This is a genomic window from Rhizobium sp. L51/94 (assembly GCF_019355555.1).
In the GTDB taxonomy this organism is placed as follows: Bacteria; Pseudomonadota; Alphaproteobacteria; order Rhizobiales; family Rhizobiaceae; genus Rhizobium; species Rhizobium rhododendri.
In genome coordinates this window covers 3,342,392-3,362,255 of sequence record NZ_CP072141.1, presented here as the reverse complement: position 1 = coordinate 3,362,255, position 19,864 = coordinate 3,342,392, and the positions used below count along the sequence as shown (strand labels likewise).

Sequence of the window (19,864 nt, the reverse complement as noted above, 5' to 3'; positions counted from 1 at the left end):
GCCGAGCGATTGCCGATGGCGCCTGCCTTTCATGCGGTCGTGCCGTGAATTGCGGTCATCAGCCAGTTTCGGAAGGCTCTGATTTTCGGCGTGTTGCGCCGGCTTTCGGGATAGGCCAGCCAGTAATCGTGGCCATCGTCGCAAACCAGCGGAAAGGGCTGCAGCAGCCGTCCGGAGGCCAGATCGTCCCGGTAGAATTCGGGTGTCAGGATAGCCACCCCCTGGCCTGCAATTGCGGCGCTCGCCTCGAACGACTGCGCGCCCAGCCGGCTGCGGGGCCGGCTTTCCAGGTCAGGGTTTTCTACGCCCGCCGCCTTGAACCAGATAACCCACCAGGGATCGCCGGCATCGATGATCCTGAGCTTCAGCAGGTCTTCTGGCGCATGGATCCCGCCAATGTCCTCCGCAAGGCGTGGGCTGAGCATCGGGGTAAAATCGACCTTGATGAGCCGGTTGGCAGCAAGACCCTGCCAATTTCCGCCACCGCTTCGGATGGCAACGTCCGCAGTTTCGCGGCTGAAATCGATGAGGTCATCCGAGGTCTTAAGCCGAACGGCGATTGTTGGATGAAGAATTTGAAACGAGCCCAGATTGCGCGCGAGCCATTGCGACGCAAATGTCGGCGTCGAGTGAATGATCAGCGTCTCCTCGGCAGCCTCCCTCACGGACGCCATCGCCTCGTTCAATATCCCGAAGGCCTCGGTCACCTTTGGCAGCAGCCTTAGCCCGGTTTCGGTGAGGCTGATCTGCCGTGGTCGGCGCAGGAACAGGGCCTCGCCGATATTCTCCTCGAGCAGCTTGATCTGGTAGCTGACGGCCGTCTGCGTCATGCCGATCTCTTCGCCCGCCTTCGTGAAGCTGCCCAGCCGCGCCACCGCTTCGAACACGCGCAGCGCATTGAGGGGAAACTGCCTCGATAACTTCATGGATCAGTTCTCTTTATGCATGCAGACGGTTGTTCGATTGGAACTGCAGCATTTTCGGCGGCACACTGCAATCCCTGAGATCAATTAAACAAAGGTGAAGTCATGGCCTGCAATGCAGTCTCGCCGCTTGGAATGGCAAGACGGAGGATATCAATTCGTGGAAAATTGCTGCACTTTTTTACCAGACTGTTGCCTGCTGGCGGGAAGCTAGACCTCGATGCCACGCCGGACCGCGTCAAGCGCGATCTCGGTTTCCTCGACGGTCGCGATCCCCGCTATCGGGACCCATGGCTGCGGTAAGAGGTGAGCGCGGTCAGGATTTCGGCTGCGGTCATGGCGGCGATGACTTCGGGGCGTTTGTCCTTGACGGTGGCGCCGCCGATGGGCAGCGTCAGGCGCCCGAGCGAGGACTTGTCGCCGCCTTCGCGTGCCAGCCAATGGGCAAAGGTGGCGCGCTTGGTGGCCGATCCGATCATTCCCACATAGGCCAGATCGCTTCGTGCCAGAGCCTCCCGGGCGATCAGGAAATCGAGCGCGTGGTCATGCGTGAGGATCAGCACCACGCTGCCGGGTGGAAGCTCAGCAACTAGCGCCTCCGGCATGGCGAGCAGCCGTGTCGCGGTGCCATCGGGCAGCTCATCCAGTTCTTCCCTGCGGGTCTCGACGACGAGGGTTGCGACCGGCAACGGTTTCAGCGCCGCCGTCAGCGCCCGCCCGACATGGCCGGCGCCGAAAAGCGTCACTTGCGGGAAGGCTTCCGCCTCCCTATCCAGCCGCCTGTGGAGGTCCGCGATCGTCTCTGCACTGGCGAGACGGCAGCGCAACTGCGTCCGGCCACCGCAGCACTGACCGATCTCAGGGCCAAGCGGAATATCCATCACCTCGATGCCACCGCCGCCGAGCATCGCCCGCGCATTGGCAATCGCCAGAAACTCAAACTGCCCACCACCGATGGTGCCCCAGATGTCGTGTTGCGAAACCAGCATGAACGTGCCCGTCTCGCGCGGAACAGACCCTTGCGTGCCGGTGATCTCAATGAGGACGGCAGCGGGATTTTGCGCGAGGAAGGCGGCAAGGGAGGGGATCATGGCCTGGCCTCCGGATAGACGGAGAGCATCAAGGAAGTCCCCCCGGTCTCCCTCATTCCTGTGCCAGTCACAGCAATCCAGTGCGCCCAAGTCTTTGGGCGCGGGGGGCTTATCGTGGCCCGGAAGAGCATCCCCTCACGGCGCAGACGCGCCATGGCTGGATTCCTGTGACGAGCACAGGAATGAGTGAAGAGGTGAGTGTGCCGTAGATTTATCGGTGTGATGCGCAAGCGGCGGATCTGGACAATAAGTGCAATGCGGCCGTCCCCGGCGTACAAGGAGAGAGGGGAACAAGCGCCTCCCACTACCCTCATTCCTGTGCCTGTCACAGGAATCCAGTGCGCCCAAGTCTTTGGGCGCGAAAGATCTTCTGTTGCTAGTGGAAGCGTGCCCTCACGGCGCAGACGCGCCGTGGCTGGATTCCTGTTGCCAGCACAGGAATGAGGGGAGGTGTTGATTTGCCGAGGGTTTTTCGGTGCGGCTTCGGCTTCCCGGCACGGTTGTTGCGGTCCGGGGCGGGATATCGGCAAGTCGTTCGTCCTCATCGGCCTTTCAGCCGCTCTACGGCCATCAGCACCCGCTCGGGCGTAGCGGGAGCGTCGAGTCTGGGGCAGAGGCGGTAGTCGGCGACGCTGGCGATGGCCATGGAGAGGGCTTCGAGCACGGAAACGCCGAGCACGAAGGGGGGTTCGCCGACGGCTTTTGAGCGGCCGATGGTCGGCTCGCTATTTTCCGACCATTCGGCGAGCTTGACGTTGAAGATTTTCGGCCGGTCGGACGCGAGCGGGATCTTGTAGGTCGAGGGCGCGTGGGTGCGCAGGCGGCCCTTGGCGTCCCACCATAACTCTTCCGTTGTCAGCCAGCCCATGCCCTGCACGAAGGCGCCTTCGATCTGGCCGATGTCGATGGCCGGGTTCAGCGACCTGCCGACATCGTGGAGGATGTCGGTGCGGTCGATCAGATATTCGCCGGTCAGCGTGTCGATGGAGACTTCCGAGCAGGCGGCACCATAGGAGAAATAGTAGAACGGCGTGCCACGCCCTGCCTTGCGGTCCCAGTGGATTTTCGGTGTCTTGTAGAAGCCGGCGGCGGAAAGCTGGACGCGGGCGAAATAGGCCTGGTTGATGAGATCGGGGAAGGGGATCTCGATCTCGCCGACCCGAACCCGGTTCGGCAGGAATATGACGTCTGCCGGCTCGACATTCCACTTAGCGGCAGCAAAGGCGACCAGCCGCTCCTTGATCTGCCGGGCTGCATCATAGGCCGCCATGCCGTTGAGGTCGGAACCGGAAGAGGCGGCCGTGGCCGAAGTGTTCGGCACCTTGGCCGTTGTCGTCGCGGTGATCTTTACCCGCTCGATGTCGACCTGGAAGGCCTCGGCCAGCACCTGGGCCACCTTGGTATAGAGGCCCTGGCCCATCTCGGTGCCGCCGTGGTTCAGGTGGATCGAGCCATCCTGATAGACATGCACGAGCGCACCGGCTTGGTTGAACGCGGTCATCGTGAAGGAAATCCCGAATTTCACCGGCGTCAGCGCGATGCCCTTGCGGATGTAGCGGCTGCTGCGGTTGAATTCGACGATCGCCTGGCGACGGCCCCGGTAGTCGGCGGAGGCTTCGAGTTCGTCGACGAGACGGCCGATGATGTTGTCCTCGACCTCCTGGTGATAGGGGGTCAGCGTCCGGCCGGAGCCTGGCTGACCGTAGAAATTCAGCTTGCGGATATCCAGTGGATCCTTGCCAACAGCATAGGCGATCTCCTCGATGACGCGCTCGGCGCCGACGATGCCCTGCGGCCCGCCGAACCCGCGAAAGGCGGTGTTCGAGACGGTGTGGGTCTTCAGCGGCTTTGAGACCAGATGGACGTGCGGGTAGAAATAGCTGGAATCGGCATGGAAGAGAGCACGGTCGGTGACCGGGCCGGAGAGATCGGAGGAGAAGCCACAGCGCGCCGCAAAGGTGGCGTCGAGCGCGTGGATGCGGCCGTCTTCGTCGAAGCCGACCTCGTAATCGACCAGGAAATCGTGGCGCTTGCCGGTGGCGATCATGTCCTCGTCGCGGTCTGGGCGGAACTTGACGGCGCGGTTGAGTTTTTTCGCGGCGATGGCGGCGAGCGCTGCAAACTGGTTGCCTTGAGTCTCCTTACCGCCGAAGCCGCCGCCCATGCGGCGAACGTTGACGGTCACGGCGTTGGACGGAATGTTGAGGACGTGGCCGACGATATGCTGGATTTCGCTCGGATGCTGGGTCGAGGACCAGACGGTCACCTCGTCGTCCTCGCCGGGGATAGCCATAGCGATATGGCTTTCGAGATAGAAATGCTCCTGGCCACCGATCCGCATCTGGCCCTTCAGCCGCTGCGGTGCCTTTGCCATCTCGGTCTCGGGTTCGCCGCGCTTGAGGGTCATCGGCTCGTAGACGACGGGGCCGCCGTTGGCCAGCGCGCCATCGATGTCGCTCCAGTGCGGCAGGTCGCGATAGTCGATCTTGGCCAGCCGTGCGGCGCGGCGCGCAATCTCGCGCGTCGTGGCGATGACGGCGAAGATTGGCTGGCCGTGGAACTCGACCTTTGTTTCGGCGAGCAGCGGCTCGTCGTGCTTGCCGTTCGAACTGACGTCGTTAATCCCAGGCACGTCGGCGCCGGTCATCACCCAGATCACGCCGGGGACGGCGGCAACGGCGGAAAGGTCGATGCCCTCGATCTCCGCATGGGCCCGGTCGGACAGGCCCAGCGCCCCGTGCAGGAGGTTGGCGGGCTCCGGAATGTCGTCGATGTAGTCGGCAGCGCCGGTGACATGCTTGTGAGCCGAATCATGCTTCAGCGACGCGTGCATGGCGCCGTTGATGATCTTGCGCTTCTCGAATGTGGATTTGTCCATCACGCCATCTCCTCGAAGCGCCTGAGTTCCTGCGGTTCGCCCGTGGTCTCAAGATAAAAGCGCAGCAGCAGGTTCTTGGCCGTCAGCTGTCGGTATTCGGCGGTGGCGCGCCAGTCGGTCAAGGGCTGGAAGTCGGAATCGAAGGCGGGACGCGCCGCCTCGACGGTGGCCTCGGTCCAGGGTTTGCCGATCAGTTCGGCCTCGACGGTGCGGGCCCGCTTCGGCGTTCCGGCCATGCCGCCAAAGGTGATGCGGATGTCGTGAACGTCGTTGTTAGCGTCCAGCGTCAGGTAGAAGGCACCGAGCACGGCGGTGATGTCCTCGTCGCGGCGCTTGGTGATCTTGTAGACGGCGAATTTGGCATCGTCGGCCGGGTAGGGCACGAAGATGCTCTCGACGAACTCGTCCGGATGCCTGTCCTGCTTGCCGTAGGCGATGAAGAAGTCTTCCAGTCGCAACTGGCGGGTTCCTGCAGCGGAGCGCAGCTTGACGGTGGCGCCGAGAGCGATCAGCGGCGGCGGGCTGTCGCCGATCGGCGAGCCGTTGGCGATGTTGCCGCCGATGGTGCCCATATTGCGCACCTGGTCGCCACCGATACGGTCGATCAGCCGGCCGAGTGTCGGTACGCGGGAGGCGATAGTCTCGAAGGCGCGCGTATAGGTGACGCCGGCGCCGATGGTAAAGCCGCCGTCACCTGAGGTGATCGACTGCATTTCGGTGAGATGATTGATGAAGACCACCGGGTTCAGTACCCGCATCTGCTTGGTGACCCAAAGGCCGACATCGGTGGAGCCGGCAACCACGGTGGCATCCGGCTCCTGTGCCAGGATGCGGGCGAGATCGTCCATGGAGCCGGGGACGATCACGCGCTCATCGCCCGAAGATACGGTGATCGTCTCGCGGCTCTGCAGCGCCCAGAGCCGTGCCATGATGTCGGCTCGGGTCTTTTGCAAAGGATCGAACAGCGCGCTCGGGCGCAGCAGGCTCACCTGTTCGGCCGCCTTGACGATCGGCTCGTAGCCGGTGCAACGACAGAGATTGCCCTGCAAGGCCTTCTCGATGGCGGCGCGGCCTGGCTTTTCGTTGGCGAGCCAGAGGCCGTAGAGCGACATCACGAAACCGGGGGTGCAGAAACCGCATTGCGAGCCGTGACAGTCGACCATCGCCTGCTGGACGGGATGCAGCGTCCCGTCGCGGGCGGCCAGATGCTCGATAGTGACGACATGGGTGCCGTGCAGCGAGCCGACAAAGCGGATGCAGGCGTTGACCGATTCGTAATGCAGCCCGCCGTCGATCAGCCTCCCGACCAGAACCGTGCAGGCACCGCAGTCGCCCTCGGCGCATCCTTCTTTGGTGCCGGTCATGTGCCTGCCGATGCGCAGGAAATCCAGCAGGGTCTCCGTCGGCCGCAGGCTCGACAGGGCGATGTCCTCGCCATTCAGGATGAACCGGATCGTGTCGTTCATGGAGCCTCTTGCCGTTTGTCATAAACTTTCAACCTGCCATGGTTAGGCTGCAGTCCATCCTCCGTCAATCGAGACGTGCGTTCCCGTGACCTGGCGCGCCTCGTCGCTGGCCAGATAGAGCGTCAAAGCGGCAATTTCCTCTGCCTTTACGAACTCGCGCGTCGGTTGGGCCTTGAGCAGCACCTCGGTCTTCACCTGTTCTTCCGTCATGCCGCGCGCCTTTGCCGTGTCGGGGATCTGGCTCGCCACCAGCGGGGTGAGCACGTAGCCGGGACAGATCGCATTCACCGTCACCCCGAATTCGGCCAGTTCCAGCGCCGCCGTCTTGGTGAGGCCGAGGATGCCGTGCTTGGCGGCGACATAGGCGCTTTTGAAAGGCGAGGCGACCAGCGCATGGGCGGAGGCAATGTTGACGATCCGGCCGTAGCGCCTGGCCTTCATGAAGGGAATTGCCGCCCTGATGGTGTGGAAGGCGCTGGAAAGGTTGATGGCGATGATCCGGTCCCATTGGTCGATCGGGAAGTCCTCGATCGGGGCGACATGCTGGATGCCGGCATTGTTGACCAGCACGTCGATCCCGCCAAAGGCTGCCGCAGCGGTGGCGATCAGGTCGGCGATTTCGGCAGGCTTCGTCATATCGGCCGGATGATAAAGGACACTGCCGCCGGAGACCTCGAGGCTGGCGCGGATGGCCTCGATCTCGTCAGCTTCGCCGAAGCCGTTGATGACGACATTGTCGCCCCTGCCGGCAAAGGCGCTGGCGATGGCAAGGCCTATGCCGCTGGTGGAACCGGTGACGACGACTGTTCTGGCCATGCTCTGCTCTCTGTCCGCGCGTTGCTACTTTAATTTGAGGTTAGTCCCAAAGTCCTGCAACTGACAACCTGCCGCCGGCGGCAATAATTTTACCATTTGCTTTCTGTTCAGACGGGCGAGCCTGTCCTATTGGTGTCGTCTCGGGAGAAGGACGGACATCATATGAGCGGCTATATTCTGGCAATCGACCAGGGAACAACCTCGGCGCGGGCGATCATCTTCGATGACAAGATGAAGGTGGCAGGCGTCGGACAGATGGAGTTCCCGCAGATCTATCCGCAATCCGGCTGGGTGGAGCACGATCCGGAGGATATCTGGCAGAGCGTGCTTTCGACTGTGCGCGATGCCATCGCCGCTGCCGGCATCGAGGCCGGGCAGATCGCCGCGATCGGCATTACCAACCAGCGCGAGACGGTTGTCGTCTGGGAGCGCGACACCGGCAAGCCGATCCAGAACGCCATCGTCTGGCAGGACAGGCGGACGGCGGCCTATTGCGACAAGCTGAAACGCCAGGACCTGGAAAAACTGTTCACGAAGCGCACCGGCCTGCTGCTCGATCCGTATTTTTCGGGGACCAAGCTTTCCTGGATGCTGGCCAATGTCAAAGGCGCCCGTGCGCGGGCGGCAAGGGGCGAACTCTGCTTCGGAACGATCGACACGTTCCTGATCTGGCGACTGACCGGGGGCAAAAATTTCGTCACCGACGCCACCAATGCGTCTCGGACCCTTATGTTCAACATTGCCGACAACGAGTGGGACGAGGAGCTGCTCGACATCCTGCGCGTGCCAGCGGCGATGCTGCCCGAAGTCAAGGATTGCGCCGCCGATTTCGGCGTCACCGATCCCGACATCTTCGGCGCGGCGGTCCCCATTCTTGGCGTTGCCGGCGACCAGCATGCGGCCATGATCGGGCAAGCCTGCTTCGAGCCCGGCATGATGAAATCGACCTATGGCACCGGATGCTTCGCCTTGCTCAACACCGGCTCGGACAGGGTGCGCTCGAAGAACCGGCTGCTCACCACCATCGCCTACCGTCTCGATGGCAAGACCACCTATGCGCTCGAAGGCTCGATCTTCATCGCAGGGGCTGCGGTGCAGTGGCTGCGGGACGGCATGGGCCTGATCGGCTCGGCCGAGGAATCGGGCAGGTTGGCGGCCAAGGCCGATCCCGGACAGGATATCTACCTCGTGCCGGCCTTTACCGGGCTCGGGGCGCCGCACTGGGATGCCCATGCACGCGGCGCGATATTCGGGCTGACGCGTAACACGGGCCCTGCGGAATTTGCCCATGCGGCATTGGAAGCAGTCTGCTACCAGACACGCGACCTGCTCGACGCCATGCACAAGGACTGGAAGAAGCGCGCGGACGAGACGGTGCTCAGGGTCGATGGCGGCATGGTCGCTTCCGACTGGACCATGCAGCGGCTGGCCGATCTGCTCGACGCGCCGGTAGATCGCCCGACGATTCTCGAGACGACGGCTCTCGGGGCCGCGTGGCTTGCCGGCAGCCGCGCCGGCGTCTGGCCACAGCGCGAGGCCTTCGCCAAGGCCTGGGCCGTCGACCGGCAATTCGTGCCCGAAATGGACGAGGCGACGCGCGCGGTCAAGCTCAAGGGCTGGAAGGACGCTGTGCGGCGCACCCTGAGCGGCGGGTAGTCAGGCCGGAATCTCCGGCCCGAAGGATCTGAAAAACCGAATCGTATTAATCGCTTGCGTCACTCGGCGGGAAGGCTGATTCAACTGCTTCATTCAGCGCTTGAGCCAGGCATCCAGACCGTTAGCGGCGGCGCGGCCGGTGGCAAAGCACGCCGTCAGCAGGTAACCGCCGGTCGGCGCCTCCCAGTCGATCATCTCGCCGGCGACGAAGGTCCCGGGTCGGGCCTTCAGCATATAGCCCTCGTCGATCGCAGCCCAGGCGATGCCGCCGGCAGAGGAGATCGCCTCGGCTATCGGCCTCGGCCGGAGAACCGGGATCGGCAGCGCCTTGATCCAGCCGGGGAGACGGTCCGGATCGGCAAGATCGGCGGCGGGCACGAATTCCCGCAGCAGCGCGGTCTTGACGCCCTCGATGCCTGCTGCCTTGCGCAGGCGATTGGAGAGGCTGGCTTTGGCGCCCTGGCGGGCCAGGTCCTTTGCCAGCCGGTTTGCATTTCGCCCCGGTGCAAGGTCGATCGTGAGGCTGGCGCTGCCGGTTCTCTCAAGACGGTCGCGAAGGGCTGCGGCATGGGCATAGACGAGGCTACCCTCTATGCCATGCCGGCCGATGACGAATTCGCCCGGAGACGTGCCGGCATCCGAGGTGGCCGTCACGGATTTCAGCGGTGCGCCGGCAAAGCGGGTGACGATATCCTCGCTCCATTCGACATCGAAGCCGCAGTTTGCCGGGCGGAACGGCGCTATCTCGACGCCTGAGTCTGCGAGCGCTGTCGTCCATTGGCCGTCCGAGCCGAGCCTTGGCCAGCTGGCTCCGCCGAATGCCAGCAATGTCGCATCTGACGGTAGCGTGCGTTTGCCCTCCGGCGTCTCGAAAACATGGCCGTTATCGGCAAAGCCGATCCAGCGATGTCGCGCAAGGATGGTGACGCCTGCGGCCTGCAGGCGCTTCAACCAGGCGCGCAGCAGGGGCGAGGCTTTCATGGCGCGGGGAAAGACGCGGCCGGAGGAGCCGACGAAGGTTTCAATGCCCAGATCTGCTGCCCATTGCCGCACCGCATCCGAGCCAAAGGCGTCGAGGGCAGGGCGAAGCCTGGGATTGGAACTGCCGAAGCGGCTGGCAAACGCGGCATGGTCCTCTGAATGGGTGATGTTGAGGCCGGACTTGCCGGCCAGCAGGAATTTGCGCGCGACCGTCGGCATGCTGTCATAGACGTTGACAGCGTGGCCGGAACTGGCCAGCACCTCAGCGGCCATGAGACCTGCGGGGCCGGCGCCTATGATGGCAATTTGTTTTCTGGTCATCGTCTCACCGATTGGATTTCTGCCTCTTCTCGCGCTTGACGGGGAAAGGTGCAAGCACTGCGTCCAGGCATGCAGCCATTGGCGAGATCCCGGACTTGTCCTAGACTTCCGCTGCTGCATATGTCCAGGCAATCACCGAGGAGGAATGTCCCATGAGCGAAGAAGATACGGTCCGCGAAGCCGATATCGTCCGTCACGAGTTGTCGCTGACGCGGGTCATTGCAGCGACGCCCGACAAGCTGTTCCGGGCATGGACGGAGCCGGAACTGCTGAAGCAGTGGTTTGCCCCGCTGCCGTTCAGGACCACGACTGCCGAGCTTGATCCGCGTCCGGGCGGCACCAGCTTCATCGTGATGCTCGGGCCGGATGGCGTGGAGTATCCCAACCGCGGCGTCTACCTGGATGTCGTCGAAAACCGCAAGCTGGTCTTCACTGACGCCTTCACCAGCGCCTGGATACCCTCGGCCAAGCCGTTCATGACCGCCATCGTCACGTTCGAGGACATCGGCAACGGCCAGACACGCTACACCGCCCGGGCGCTGCACTGGAGCGCAGAGGATCGCGAAACGCACGAGAACATGGGTTTTTACGAGGGCTGGGGCCAGTGCGCCGACCAGCTGGCGTCGCTGGTGGGGACGCTCTGAGCGCCGGATAGGCCGCAAATGACGGGCGCACAGGGAAAAAGGCATTGACGGACGAGCGAGGAGGCGCGAAAGCCAGCGCTCCATCCGTTTGGCCCGACAGGGCCGCTAGAGCCGGAATCCTGTTTCGATGATCATTTCAAGCGACGACGAATTCACCAAGATGAAGGACATCGGCCGTATCTGCGCAAATGCGCTGAAGGTGATGGCTGCAGCTCTCGAGCCGGGGATCACGACGCTGGAGCTCGATGCTATCGGCCGCAAGGCGCTTGAAGACGCCGGTGCACGGTCGGCGCCCGAGACCGTCTATCGCTTTCCCGGCGCGACATGCATCAGCGTCAACGAGGAAGTGGCGCACGGAATTCCGGGCCCGCGCGTCATTGCGGCCGGCGATCTCGTCAATCTGGATGTGTCGGCCGAAAAGGACGGGTTCTTTTCCGATACGGGCGCATCCTTCACGGTGCCACCGGTCAAGCCGAAGATCGAGCGATTGTGCCGCGATGGCAAGCGGGCGCTGTGGGTTGGCCTCAACCAGGTGCGCAGCGACGTGCCTTTCCTGCAGATCGGCAAGGCCGTCGGCGCCTTTGCTGCAAAGCACCGCTACACGCTGATCGCCAATCTGGCCAGCCACGGCATCGGCCGCTCGCTGCACGAGGAGCCGGCCGAGGTGTCGACCTGGGCCGATCCGAGCGAGACGCGGATCATGCAGGACGGGCTGGTCTTCACCGTCGAGCCTTTCCTGTCGCTCGGCGCCAGCTGGGCCGAGGGCGGCGACGATGCCTGGACCCTTTACAGCGATCCGCGCGCGCCTACCGTACAGTTCGAACACACCGTCATCGCCACCCGAAACGGGCCTGTGATTTTGACGTTGGCGGACGAATAAGGCGCCTGACCTGATCGGCGCGCAGCCTCGGCGACGCGGGCACGCGAAGCCAGATGCAACCTCCCGGCGGTGCGTGGCGCCGATGCGCTCAGCAATCGGATGATATCCTGGGAACAAGCCGTTACAAATGTGTAAGAAAGCGGGAAGAGCGTTGCCGCTGCTTTGGAACTGCCTTAGGTTCCCGCAAAATCAGCATCGGCTGATGCTTCCCATCTTCCCGTTCAGGAAAGCGATCTCTGTGTTTCATTCCTTCTTTCCTCAGCCCAAGGTGTTCTTCACCTCCCTCATCGTCTGGACGCTGGTTGCCATCTTTGGCTGGTATCTTGGCGCAGCGCATCTCGGTGTGACGTTAGGCTTCGGACCCGTTCCGGAAGATCAGCAGCCGATCGACCTGTCGTTCTTCCTGCTGCGCGAGAATCTCTGGTTCTACGGTTACTTCTTCCTTTCGGGCATAATCTTCTGTGGTTTTTGGCATCTGAAGGCAATCAATCACCCATGGAAGCTGTGGTCGGTCTGGGGCTCTGCGCTGATCATCTTCGTGACTTATTTCGGCGTCCAGATCAGCGTCGTCGTCAATAACTGGCGCCGGCCGTTCGGGGACCTCCTGCAGAATGCGTTGTCCAAGAAACCCGGTATATCAGTCGAGAATTTCTACGACCTGATGATTGTGTTCGCGCAGATCGCCTTTCTCAGCATGTTCGTCTCGATCGTCACCGACTTCTTCACCAGCCACTACATTTTCCGCTGGCGCACGGCGATGAACAATTTCTATGCGTCCAAGTGGGAAAAATTGCGGCACATCGAAGGTGCATCGCAGCGTGTTCAGGAAGACACTATGCGCTTTTCGAGCACGCTCGAAGGGCTCGGCATCACGCTCATCAATTCCGTCATGACGCTGGTGGTGTTCCTGCCTATCCTGCTCGCATTGTCGAACTACGTCACCGATCTGCCATTTATCGGAAAAGTGCCAAATTCGCTGTTCTGGCTGGCCTTGTTCTGGTCTGTCTTCGGGACCGTGCTGCTGGCTGTCGCCGGCATCAAGCTGCCTGGCTTGAACTTCCGCAACCAGCGCGTCGAGGCAGCCTATCGCAAGGAACTCGTCTACGGCGAGGACCATGCGGATCGCGCCCAGCCGGCAACGCTGACGGAGTTGTTCGGAAACGTTCGGCGCAATTACTACCGGATGTATTTCCACTACCTGTACTTCAACGTCGCCCGCTATTTCTATGTCCAGGCGGACGCGCTGTTCGTGGTCTTCATGCTCGTGCCGACGATTGTGGCCGGTACCATCACCTACGGCATCTTCCAGCAGATCTCGACAGCGTTTGGACAGGTCAGCAATTCCTTCCAGTATCTCGTCAACTCCTGGACGACGATCATCGAGCTGCTATCGATCCACAAGCGCCTCAAGTCCTTCGAGGCGGCCATCGACGACGAGCCATTGCCGGCGATTGATCGCCATTATCTGGAGCGTCAGGCGCAAAGCGAGAACCCGGAAACCTGAGAATTCCAGCGACAATGCAAAAAGGCTCCGGAGACGGAGCCTTTTTTCGTGGGGTCTGCAAACGGTACGACGTTTCAGAGCCCGGACGCCGTCTTGCCCCGTGCGGCGATCATTGGCAGGGCTTCGGAGTAGCTGATGCAGGCGACGTCCGGTTTTTGGCAGACGTCGCCGAGGAAGCGGTCGAGCGCTCGCCAGTAGGCGCCGGCATTCATTTCGACGAAATGGAAGCCGAGTTGAAGGGGGATGCGGTCGCCGTCATATTGCGTCTTGAACGCGGCTTCGTAGGCGTTGAGGCTGCGGTCCTCATAGGCTTTCGAATTGGCAGGGTCCTCGACGCCTTTCGAGTGGTGGACATAGAGATTGTAGTCCATACCGATCACCAGATGATGGTCCGGGCCCTCCGGGATGAGGGGCAGTCCGAAACGCGGCAGGCCATTTTCGGTCTTCGGCAGCATGGGTCCACGGGTGACGAGGCTGGCGTCGTAGACGAAGCCCATTTCCTTCTCGGCGGCAACGAGGCCATCGCTGGTGGAGAGATAGGGCGCGCGAAATCCCTTGACGTCGTGGGTGGCGAAGTCCTCCCAGCCCTCAGGTTCGTCGGTCGGGGCGCCGGAATTCTTCCAGGCATCGCGAAGCGCTACCTGTGCTGCCTTGAATTCCTGCAGCCAGTCGGCCTTGCTGAAATCTTTGCCGTCGAAATGGCCGCAGGCATGGCTGGAAATGTCGGCGCCTTCCTGGTGGGCGCCCCAGATGTTGGCGATGCGTGTGCGGATTTCCTCGTCGCTATGGGCAAAGCCGACATTCGACTTGCCAGGCCTATGCCCTGGTCCCTGATAGGCCTTGGCCTGATCGCGGTTCATCAGGAAGGTGCAGGAGAGAAAATAGGTGAAGTGAGCGCCATTGCGCCGGGCCATGTCTCGGCTCTTCGTCCAGAGCGCGTTGTCATGGGCGCCGTCAAAGGAAATCAGCACGATCTGCTTCGGTTTCTCGTCTGCCTGGGCTGCTATCGGCAGCACGAGGGAAAGGGCGAGGGCGGAGGCGGGGATGAAACGCAAAAGAAGCACCGTGTCAGTTTGCTCGATGGACGCCATTGGATGAGGAATGCGGCGAAGCTTTGATGCTGCTTTCAATTTTCAACCCGAGCCGATAGGGATGGTGGTCTTGATTCAAAGGATTTCCCCATGGCTTTGCTTGTCGTCAGCATCATACTTTTTCTCGGCGTTCACCTGATCCAGGCGCTGGCGCCGGGGTTCCGGCTGTCGATGATCGAGCGCCTCGGGCGTCCCGCCTGGATCGTCCTGCAGTCGGTCGCCAGCCTCCTGACGCTGGTGTTGCTGATCTATGCCTTCAGCATCGCCCGCTACGAGACGACGGTGCTGTATTCGCCACCGGCCTGGGCCTCGCACATCACCTTGACGCTTATGCTGATCGCCAGCATCTGTCTCGTGGCCGGCCTGCTGCCGGCCGGTCATATCGCCGCCAGAACGAAGCATCCGACGGTGCTGGCGGTGAAGATCTGGGCGCTCGCTCATCTTCTGGCAAACGGCGACAGCGCCGGCGTGCTGCTGTTTGCCTCCTTCCTCGCCTGGGGCGTTGTCGTGCGGATATCGCTGAAGCGCCGGGCTCGGGCCGGCGAAATCACCCCACGCCCGTTCGTGTCAGTGAAATACGATGCGGCGGCGGTCGTCCTCGGCATCGTGCTCTGGGGCGCCATCATCTGGAAGCTGCATGAGTGGCTTATCGGCGTTTCGCCGCTGGCAATGATGTGATTTCTGCGGTTCCCCCTTACAACGGGCGCAAAATCGGGTAGAAGGCGCGTTCATGCGCTGCATCCTGCCGGCGCGCTCCCTTTTATGCATGCAAGTTTTGGCCGGAGCCGGAGACGAGAATGGCATTCAACGACGACAGCTTCATCCGCGAAGTCAACGAGGAACTGCGCTCCGACCGGATGCAGTTCGTCTGGCGCCGTTTCGGCCGCCTGATCATCGGCTTCGCAGTGCTGGTCGTTATCGGGACGGCCGGCTATGTCGGCTATCGCTACTGGGCAACCCATCAGGCCGGCGACAACGGCGACAAGTTTCTCGCCGCGCTGGCGCTGGCCGACCAGAACAAGACCGACGATGCACTGGCAGCCCTCTCTGCCATCGAAAAAGACGGCAAGGGCGCCTATCCGCTGCTCGCCAGCATGCGTGCCGCGTCGCTGCAGGCGCAAAAGGGCGACACGGCCGGTGCCGTGGCCGCGTTCACCGCAATCAGCAAGCAGTCCGGCGTTCCCTCCGTTATCGCCGACGCTGCCCGCCTGCGCGCCGCCTTCCTGCTGGTCGACACCGGGACTTATCAACAGGTCTCCGCGCTCGCCGAGGAGATGGCCGTGCCGGCTAGTGCCTTCCGCCATTCTGCGCGCGAAGTCCTGGGTCTTTCCGCTTACAAGGCCGGCGATTTCGCCAAGGCCCGGCAGTGGTTCCAGGCCATCGTCAGCGACCAGCAGTCACCCCGCAATATTGCCAATCGTGCCCAGATGATGCTTGATAATATCGAAGCTTCGGGCAAAGCCCCGCAGACCCAGGGCTAAAGGAACACCAATCGCCATGAATTTCACGGTTGCGATCGTCGGTCGCCCGAACGTCGGCAAGTCCACCTTGTTCAACCGCCTGGTTGGCAAGAAGCTGGCGCTCGTCGATGACACCCCGGGCGTCACCCGTGACCGTCGTCCGGGCGATGCCAAGCTGATGGACCTGCATTTCACCATCATCGACACGGCCGGTCTGGAAGAAGCCCATGAGGATTCGCTCGAGGGCCGGATGCGCGCCCAGACCGAAGCTGCGATCGAGGAGGCAGACCTGACGCTGTTCGTGGTCGATGCCAAATATGGCCTGACGCCGCTCGACAAGGTGTTCGGCGAGCTTCTGCGGCGGCGCGGCAAGCCGGTCGTGCTGGTTGCCAACAAGTCGGAAGCCAAGGGCTCCGATGGCGGTTTCTATGACGCCTTCACCCTCGGGCTCGGCGATCCTTGCCCGATTTCGGCCGAACACGGCCAGGGGATGATCGACCTGCACGACGCAATCGTCGCAGCCATCGGCCAGGACCGCGCCTATCCGCCGGAAATCGAGGAAGACGAGGACGACGTGGCCGAGACGGATGTCTCGCTGCCGCTCGACGGCGACGATGTGTTCGACGACGAGAAGGAAGAAGAGCCCGATTACGACGAGACGAAGCCGCTGCGCGTCGCCATCGTCGGTCGCCCGAATGCCGGCAAGTCGACGCTGATCAACCGCTTCCTCGGCCAGGACCGCCTGCTGGTCGGCCCCGAGGCCGGCATCACCCGCGATTCGATCTCCGTCGACTGGGCCTGGCGCGGCCGGACCATCAAGCTGTTCGACACCGCCGGCATGCGCCGGAAGGCACGCGTCACCGAGAAGCTCGAAAAGCTGTCGGTTGCCGACACGCTGCGGGCAATCCGCTTTGCCGAGACGGTGGTCATCGTCTTCGATGCAACGATCCCGTTCGAAAAGCAGGACCTGCAGATCGTCGACCTCGTCATCCGCGAAGGCCGTGCTGCCGTCATCGCCTTCAACAAGTGGGACCTGATCGAGGACCGGCAGACCGTGCTCGCCGACCTGCGCGAAAAGACCGACCGGCTGCTGCCGCAGGCGCGCGGCATTCGTGCCGTGACGATTGCCGGGCAGACCGGCGATGGCCTCGACCGGCTGATGCAGTCGATCATCGATACCGACAAGGTCTGGAACAAGCGCATCGCCACCGCCAAGCTCAATCGCTGGCTGGATGCGCGCCAGGTCCAGCATCCGCCACCCGCCGTGTCCGGCCGCCGGCTGAAGCTGAAATACATGACGCAGGTCAAGGCTCGTCCGCCGGGCTTCATGATCTCGTGCACCCGGCCGGACTCATTGCCGGAATCCTATATCCGTTACCTGACCAACGGGTTGCGCGAGGATTTCGAGATGCCGGGCGTGCCGATCCGGATCCATTTCCATGCGTCGGAAAATCCGTTCGAGAACCGCAAGCGGAAGAACCCCTATCCGAGCAAGCGCAAGAAGGAACGCTGATCCTTCGGGACCGGTGCGCCTCTGCGTCGGTCCTCAGCGCCGTCTGATCTTGCCGTTTGCGATCCGCACGTTGTCGAGGAACTGCTGCGTTGCGGCTTCCCAGGAATAGGTGAGTGCCAGTTTGCGGGCGGCCTCTCGCGAGCATGAGAGCGCTCGCAGGCAGGCGCTCCTGAGGTCCTTGTCGACGGCGCCGGCGGTCGGATGATCGCCGAGAATATCGGCCGGGCCGGTGACCGGGTAGGCTGCGACCGGAACGCCGCTCGCAAGCGCTTCGAGAATGGTATTGCCGAAGGTGTCTGTCACCGATGGAAAGACGAAGACATCGCCCTGCGCATAGGCGCTGGCCAGTTCTTCGCCGAATTTCGCGCCGGTGAACAGCACGTCCGGGTAGCGCTTCTTCAGATCCTCCAGATCAGGTCCTCCACCCACCACCACTTTCGAGCCCGGCAGGTTGAGATCCAGGAATGCCGGGAGGTTTTTCTCCGTGGCGACGCGCCCGACGGTCATGAAGATCGGCCGGGGCAGGCCGAAGGGCGAATCTTCCTGTGCCTGAGGCCTGAACAGCGTCGCATCGATGCCGCGGCTCCACGGCAGCAGGTTGCGCACACCCTTGGCCTTGAGCTCGGCGGCAAGGCTCGGTGTCGCCACCATGCAGCCGAAGCCGCCATTGTGGAACCACCTGATGAAGGCATAGAGCCAGGACTTAGGGATCGGCAGGCGGGCTGCGACATATTCGGGAAAGCGGGTGTGGTAGGTGGTCGAGAACTGCATGCCGTTGCGCACGCACCAGCGCCGCGCCGTCAGCCCCAGCGGACCTTCCGTGGCGATGTGTACGTAGGATGGCTGCGTTGCCTCTATCGCAGCGGCAACGCGCCGATAGCTTGCAAGCGAGAGCCTGATCTCCGGATAGGTCGGGCAGGGGATGCTGCGAAACCCCTCTGGCGTCAGCATGGAGACGGTGACGCCCATGCGCGTCAGCTCACGATTGGTGTTCTCGATGGAGCGCACGACGCCATTGACCTGCGGGTGCCAGGCATCGGTGACGATGAGCAGTCGTTCGCCCAGGGCCATGTCCGGCGCCGGCGATTTCCCGGGGGCGATGTTCGATAGACGTTGCAGCATGGGTCGACTGTTCCATCCCGGTCGATCGCGGCGGCGCGGAACATCCCACGCCATCCGATGATTCCGGGCCTAGCCATTGTGACGACCGTCGATGATGAAAATATTACACCCTTCGGTTTGCTTCGATGGCAATGCAGCTTTAGGTCTCTTCGGTGTACTCTGGAATGCGCAAAGGAAGTCAATCTCATGGCCGATGCCGAACTTGCGACCCTCTACCGAGGCTATATCGACTGTCTCAACAGGCAGGATTGGACGCTCCTCGGTGAGTTCGTTGACGACGATGTGGAGCACAATGGCCGGCAGATCGGTCTTTCAGGCTATCGCGCGATGCTGGAAAACGATTTCCGGCAAATACCCGACCTGCAATTCGTCATCGATCTACTGATCGCCGATCCGCCGAGGATCGCCGCACGACTGCAGTTCGACTGCACGCCAGCGGGAACGTTCCTCGGCCTTGCGGTGAACGGACGGAAGGTCTCGTTTTCGGAAAACGTCTTCTACGAATTTCGCAACGACAAGATCCGGCATGTCTGGTCGGTCATCGACAAGACAGCCATTGAGGCGCAGCTTGACGGCAAGACGTCTTAACCAAGTCCGAGCTTCTCTCGCTCCACCAATGCGCCGTGCTCGCAGATCACGCGGGCGGCGATCTTCACGGCGAAGCGGGCTGCAGCGACAAGATCCTTGCTCTTCAGGTATTCGGCGAGGAATGCGCCGTTGAAGCTGTCGCCGGCGCTGGTTGTGTCGATGACCTCGGCAACGTGTTCGGCTTCGACCAGGGTGTCGCCAGCGACCGTGCTGACGGTCACGCCCTTGGCACCGTCCTTGACGACGACCAGGGGAGCGCCGAGCTGCCGGTAGCGGCGGATGGTGGCGGCAATCGATGGGTCGCCGAAATGGGCGGCCTCGTCGTCGTAGCTCGGCATGACAAGCGTTGCGGCGCGGGCGCCCTCGCTGATGGTTGCGTGCATGGTGTCGAGGCTGGTCCAAAGCCTTGGGCGCAGGTTCGGGTCGAACACCACCAGCTTGCCGATCGCCTTGGCGCGGCGCAGTTCCGAGAGCAGGGTTTCGGCGCTGTCGTGGGCGAGTATCGCAAGCGTAATGCCGGAGAAATAGACGACGTCGGAGGCTTCGATGGCTTCGCGCAGACGGTCGCCATCGACGGCAAGTTGGCGTGCGGCCGAGGATTCGCGCCAGTAGCTGAAGGTGCGCTCGCCGTCCTTCAGATTGATGAGATAGAGGCCCGGAGTGCGACCCCGGATGCGGCGGATATAGGATGTGCCGATCCCGGCGCCGCTCATAAAGGCCAGCATCTCGTCCGACATCGGATCGTCACCGACGGCCGTAAAATAATCGATGGACCAGTCCGATGGTAGGCAGGCCTTGGCGTACCAGGCGGTGTTGAACGTGTCGCCGGCAAAGCCTTTGCGCAGCAGGCCGTTGCCCGCCTGCGACAGTTCCACCATGCACTCGCCGATCGACAAAAAATGTCCGCCCACGATACTCTCCCTCATCGCA

18 protein-coding genes are annotated in these 19,864 nt (G+C 62.5%); 9 read left to right on the top strand and 9 right to left on the bottom strand.

Annotated elements, in window-relative coordinates; all coding sequences use genetic code 11:
• Nucleotides 1-29: 29 nt before the first annotated feature.
• Nucleotides 30-926, bottom strand: a complete 897-nt coding sequence (locus tag J5274_RS16350; protein ID WP_142823416.1) for a LysR substrate-binding domain-containing protein — start codon at nt 924-926, stop codon at nt 30-32.
• Between the two features lie 102 nt (nt 927-1,028).
• Between J5274_RS16350 and J5274_RS28820 the strand changes: the two genes are divergently transcribed.
• A complete protein-coding gene (locus J5274_RS28820) occupies nt 1,029-1,226 on the top strand; it encodes a hypothetical protein (protein WP_142823415.1) in 198 nt (65 codons plus the stop codon).
• On the opposite strand, the gene xdhC is transcribed toward J5274_RS28820, so the two are convergent.
• The 4 genes from xdhC to J5274_RS16330 all read right to left on the bottom strand — a co-directional run bounded on the left by xdhC (nt 1,202) and on the right by J5274_RS16330 (nt 7,174).
• Nucleotides 1,202-2,011: a xanthine dehydrogenase accessory protein XdhC gene (gene xdhC, locus J5274_RS16345; RefSeq protein WP_374113749.1), complete on the bottom strand. Its 810-nt coding sequence runs from the start codon at nt 2,009-2,011 to the stop codon at nt 1,202-1,204. The two genes, J5274_RS28820 and xdhC, sit on opposite strands and share 25 nt — an antisense overlap.
• Nucleotides 2,012-2,555: 544 nt before the next feature.
• Nucleotides 2,556-4,892 (bottom strand): xanthine dehydrogenase molybdopterin binding subunit, encoded by a 2,337-nt coding sequence (gene xdhB / locus J5274_RS16340; RefSeq protein ID WP_142823413.1) that lies wholly within the window; start codon nt 4,890-4,892, stop codon nt 2,556-2,558.
• Complete coding sequence (xdhA, locus tag J5274_RS16335) at nt 4,892-6,358, bottom strand: xanthine dehydrogenase small subunit (protein ID WP_219274680.1); 1,467 nt, start codon at nt 6,356-6,358, stop codon at nt 4,892-4,894. Before xdhA ends, xdhB begins: the two co-directional genes overlap by 1 nt.
• Nucleotides 6,359-6,400: 42 nt before the next feature.
• Entirely contained in the window at nt 6,401-7,174 is a 774-nt protein-coding gene (locus J5274_RS16330; RefSeq protein WP_142823411.1) for a 3-hydroxybutyrate dehydrogenase, read from the bottom strand.
• A 162-nt stretch (nt 7,175-7,336) separates the two neighbouring features.
• Here J5274_RS16330 and glpK point away from each other — a divergent pair, with 162 nt between their 5' ends.
• Nucleotides 7,337-8,830, top strand: coding sequence for a glycerol kinase GlpK (gene glpK / locus J5274_RS16325; protein WP_142823410.1), 1,494 nt, complete (start codon nt 7,337-7,339; stop codon nt 8,828-8,830).
• A 93-nt stretch (nt 8,831-8,923) separates the two neighbouring features.
• On the opposite strand, the gene J5274_RS16320 is transcribed toward glpK, so the two are convergent.
• Nucleotides 8,924-10,132 (bottom strand): TIGR03862 family flavoprotein, encoded by a 1,209-nt coding sequence (locus tag J5274_RS16320; protein ID WP_142823409.1) that lies wholly within the window; start codon nt 10,130-10,132, stop codon nt 8,924-8,926.
• A gap of 152 nt (nt 10,133-10,284) precedes the next feature.
• On the opposite strand from J5274_RS16320, the gene J5274_RS16315 reads away from it, so the two are divergent.
• The 3 genes from J5274_RS16315 to sbmA all read left to right on the top strand — a co-directional run bounded on the left by J5274_RS16315 (nt 10,285) and on the right by sbmA (nt 13,160).
• Complete coding sequence (locus J5274_RS16315) at nt 10,285-10,776, top strand: SRPBCC family protein (RefSeq protein ID WP_142823408.1); 492 nt, start codon at nt 10,285-10,287, stop codon at nt 10,774-10,776.
• 127 nt (nt 10,777-10,903) lie between these two features.
• Nucleotides 10,904-11,656: a type I methionyl aminopeptidase gene (gene map, locus J5274_RS16310; protein WP_111222625.1), complete on the top strand. Its 753-nt coding sequence runs from the start codon at nt 10,904-10,906 to the stop codon at nt 11,654-11,656.
• 238 nt (nt 11,657-11,894) lie between these two features.
• Nucleotides 11,895-13,160: a peptide antibiotic transporter SbmA gene (gene sbmA / locus J5274_RS16305; protein WP_142823407.1), complete on the top strand. Its 1,266-nt coding sequence runs from the start codon at nt 11,895-11,897 to the stop codon at nt 13,158-13,160.
• Nucleotides 13,161-13,234: 74 nt separating this feature from the next.
• On the opposite strand, the gene J5274_RS16300 is transcribed toward sbmA, so the two are convergent.
• On the bottom strand, nt 13,235-14,251 hold the full coding sequence (locus tag J5274_RS16300) for a polysaccharide deacetylase (protein ID WP_142823616.1): 1,017 nt from the start codon (nt 14,249-14,251) through the stop codon (nt 13,235-13,237).
• Nucleotides 14,252-14,341: 90 nt separating this feature from the next.
• On the opposite strand from J5274_RS16300, the gene J5274_RS16295 reads away from it, so the two are divergent.
• The 3 genes from J5274_RS16295 (at nt 14,342) to der (ending at nt 17,224) form a co-directional block, all read left to right on the top strand.
• Complete coding sequence (locus J5274_RS16295; protein WP_142823406.1) at nt 14,342-14,929, top strand: NnrU family protein; 588 nt, start codon at nt 14,342-14,344, stop codon at nt 14,927-14,929.
• Between the two features lie 119 nt (nt 14,930-15,048).
• Entirely contained in the window at nt 15,049-15,732 is a 684-nt protein-coding gene (locus J5274_RS16290; protein ID WP_142823405.1) for a tetratricopeptide repeat protein, read from the top strand.
• A 16-nt stretch (nt 15,733-15,748) separates the two neighbouring features.
• The gene (gene der / locus J5274_RS16285; RefSeq protein WP_142829266.1) at nt 15,749-17,224 is read left to right on the top strand and encodes a ribosome biogenesis GTPase Der; all 1,476 of its coding nucleotides are present in this window, start codon (nt 15,749-15,751) and stop codon (nt 17,222-17,224) included.
• A 33-nt stretch (nt 17,225-17,257) separates the two neighbouring features.
• Here der and J5274_RS16280 read toward each other — a convergent pair whose 3' ends face one another.
• A complete protein-coding gene (locus tag J5274_RS16280; protein ID WP_224127808.1) occupies nt 17,258-18,295 on the bottom strand; it encodes a glycosyltransferase family 1 protein in 1,038 nt (345 codons plus the stop codon).
• Nucleotides 18,296-18,532: 237 nt separating this feature from the next.
• On the opposite strand from J5274_RS16280, the gene J5274_RS16275 reads away from it, so the two are divergent.
• Nucleotides 18,533-18,934 (top strand): ester cyclase, encoded by a 402-nt coding sequence (locus J5274_RS16275; RefSeq protein ID WP_142823402.1) that lies wholly within the window; start codon nt 18,533-18,535, stop codon nt 18,932-18,934.
• Here J5274_RS16275 and J5274_RS16270 read toward each other — a convergent pair.
• Nucleotides 18,931-19,845, bottom strand: a complete 915-nt coding sequence (locus tag J5274_RS16270) for a sugar kinase (protein WP_142823401.1) — start codon at nt 19,843-19,845, stop codon at nt 18,931-18,933. The two genes, J5274_RS16275 and J5274_RS16270, sit on opposite strands and share 4 nt — an antisense overlap.
• Between the last annotated feature and the right edge of the window lie 19 nt (nt 19,846-19,864).

Excerpts from the sequence above, each read along its gene's own strand:
- J5274_RS16350 (WP_142823416.1), bottom strand. The coding sequence starts at position 926 with ATGAAGTTATCGAGGCAGTTTCCCCTCAATGCGCTGCGCGTGTTCGAA.
- J5274_RS28820 (WP_142823415.1), top strand. The coding sequence starts at position 1,029 with ATGGCCTGCAATGCAGTCTCGCCGCTTGGAATGGCAAGACGGAGGATA.
- xdhB (WP_142823413.1), bottom strand. The coding sequence starts at position 4,892 with ATGGACAAATCCACATTCGAGAAGCGCAAGATCATCAACGGCGCCATG.
- xdhA (WP_219274680.1), bottom strand. The coding sequence starts at position 6,358 with ATGAACGACACGATCCGGTTCATCCTGAATGGCGAGGACATCGCCCTG.
- J5274_RS16330 (WP_142823411.1), bottom strand. The coding sequence starts at position 7,174 with ATGGCCAGAACAGTCGTCGTCACCGGTTCCACCAGCGGCATAGGCCTT.
- glpK (WP_142823410.1), top strand. The coding sequence starts at position 7,337 with ATGAGCGGCTATATTCTGGCAATCGACCAGGGAACAACCTCGGCGCGG.
- J5274_RS16320 (WP_142823409.1), bottom strand. The coding sequence starts at position 10,132 with ATGACCAGAAAACAAATTGCCATCATAGGCGCCGGCCCCGCAGGTCTC.
- J5274_RS16315 (WP_142823408.1), top strand. The coding sequence starts at position 10,285 with ATGAGCGAAGAAGATACGGTCCGCGAAGCCGATATCGTCCGTCACGAG.
- map (WP_111222625.1), top strand. The coding sequence starts at position 10,904 with ATGATCATTTCAAGCGACGACGAATTCACCAAGATGAAGGACATCGGC.
- J5274_RS16300 (WP_142823616.1), bottom strand. The coding sequence starts at position 14,251 with ATGGCGTCCATCGAGCAAACTGACACGGTGCTTCTTTTGCGTTTCATC.
- J5274_RS16295 (WP_142823406.1), top strand. The coding sequence starts at position 14,342 with ATGGCTTTGCTTGTCGTCAGCATCATACTTTTTCTCGGCGTTCACCTG.
- J5274_RS16290 (WP_142823405.1), top strand. The coding sequence starts at position 15,049 with ATGGCATTCAACGACGACAGCTTCATCCGCGAAGTCAACGAGGAACTG.
- der (WP_142829266.1), top strand. The coding sequence starts at position 15,749 with ATGAATTTCACGGTTGCGATCGTCGGTCGCCCGAACGTCGGCAAGTCC.
- J5274_RS16280 (WP_224127808.1), bottom strand. The coding sequence starts at position 18,295 with ATGGCCCTGGGCGAACGACTGCTCATCGTCACCGATGCCTGGCACCCG.
- J5274_RS16275 (WP_142823402.1), top strand. The coding sequence starts at position 18,533 with ATGGCCGATGCCGAACTTGCGACCCTCTACCGAGGCTATATCGACTGT.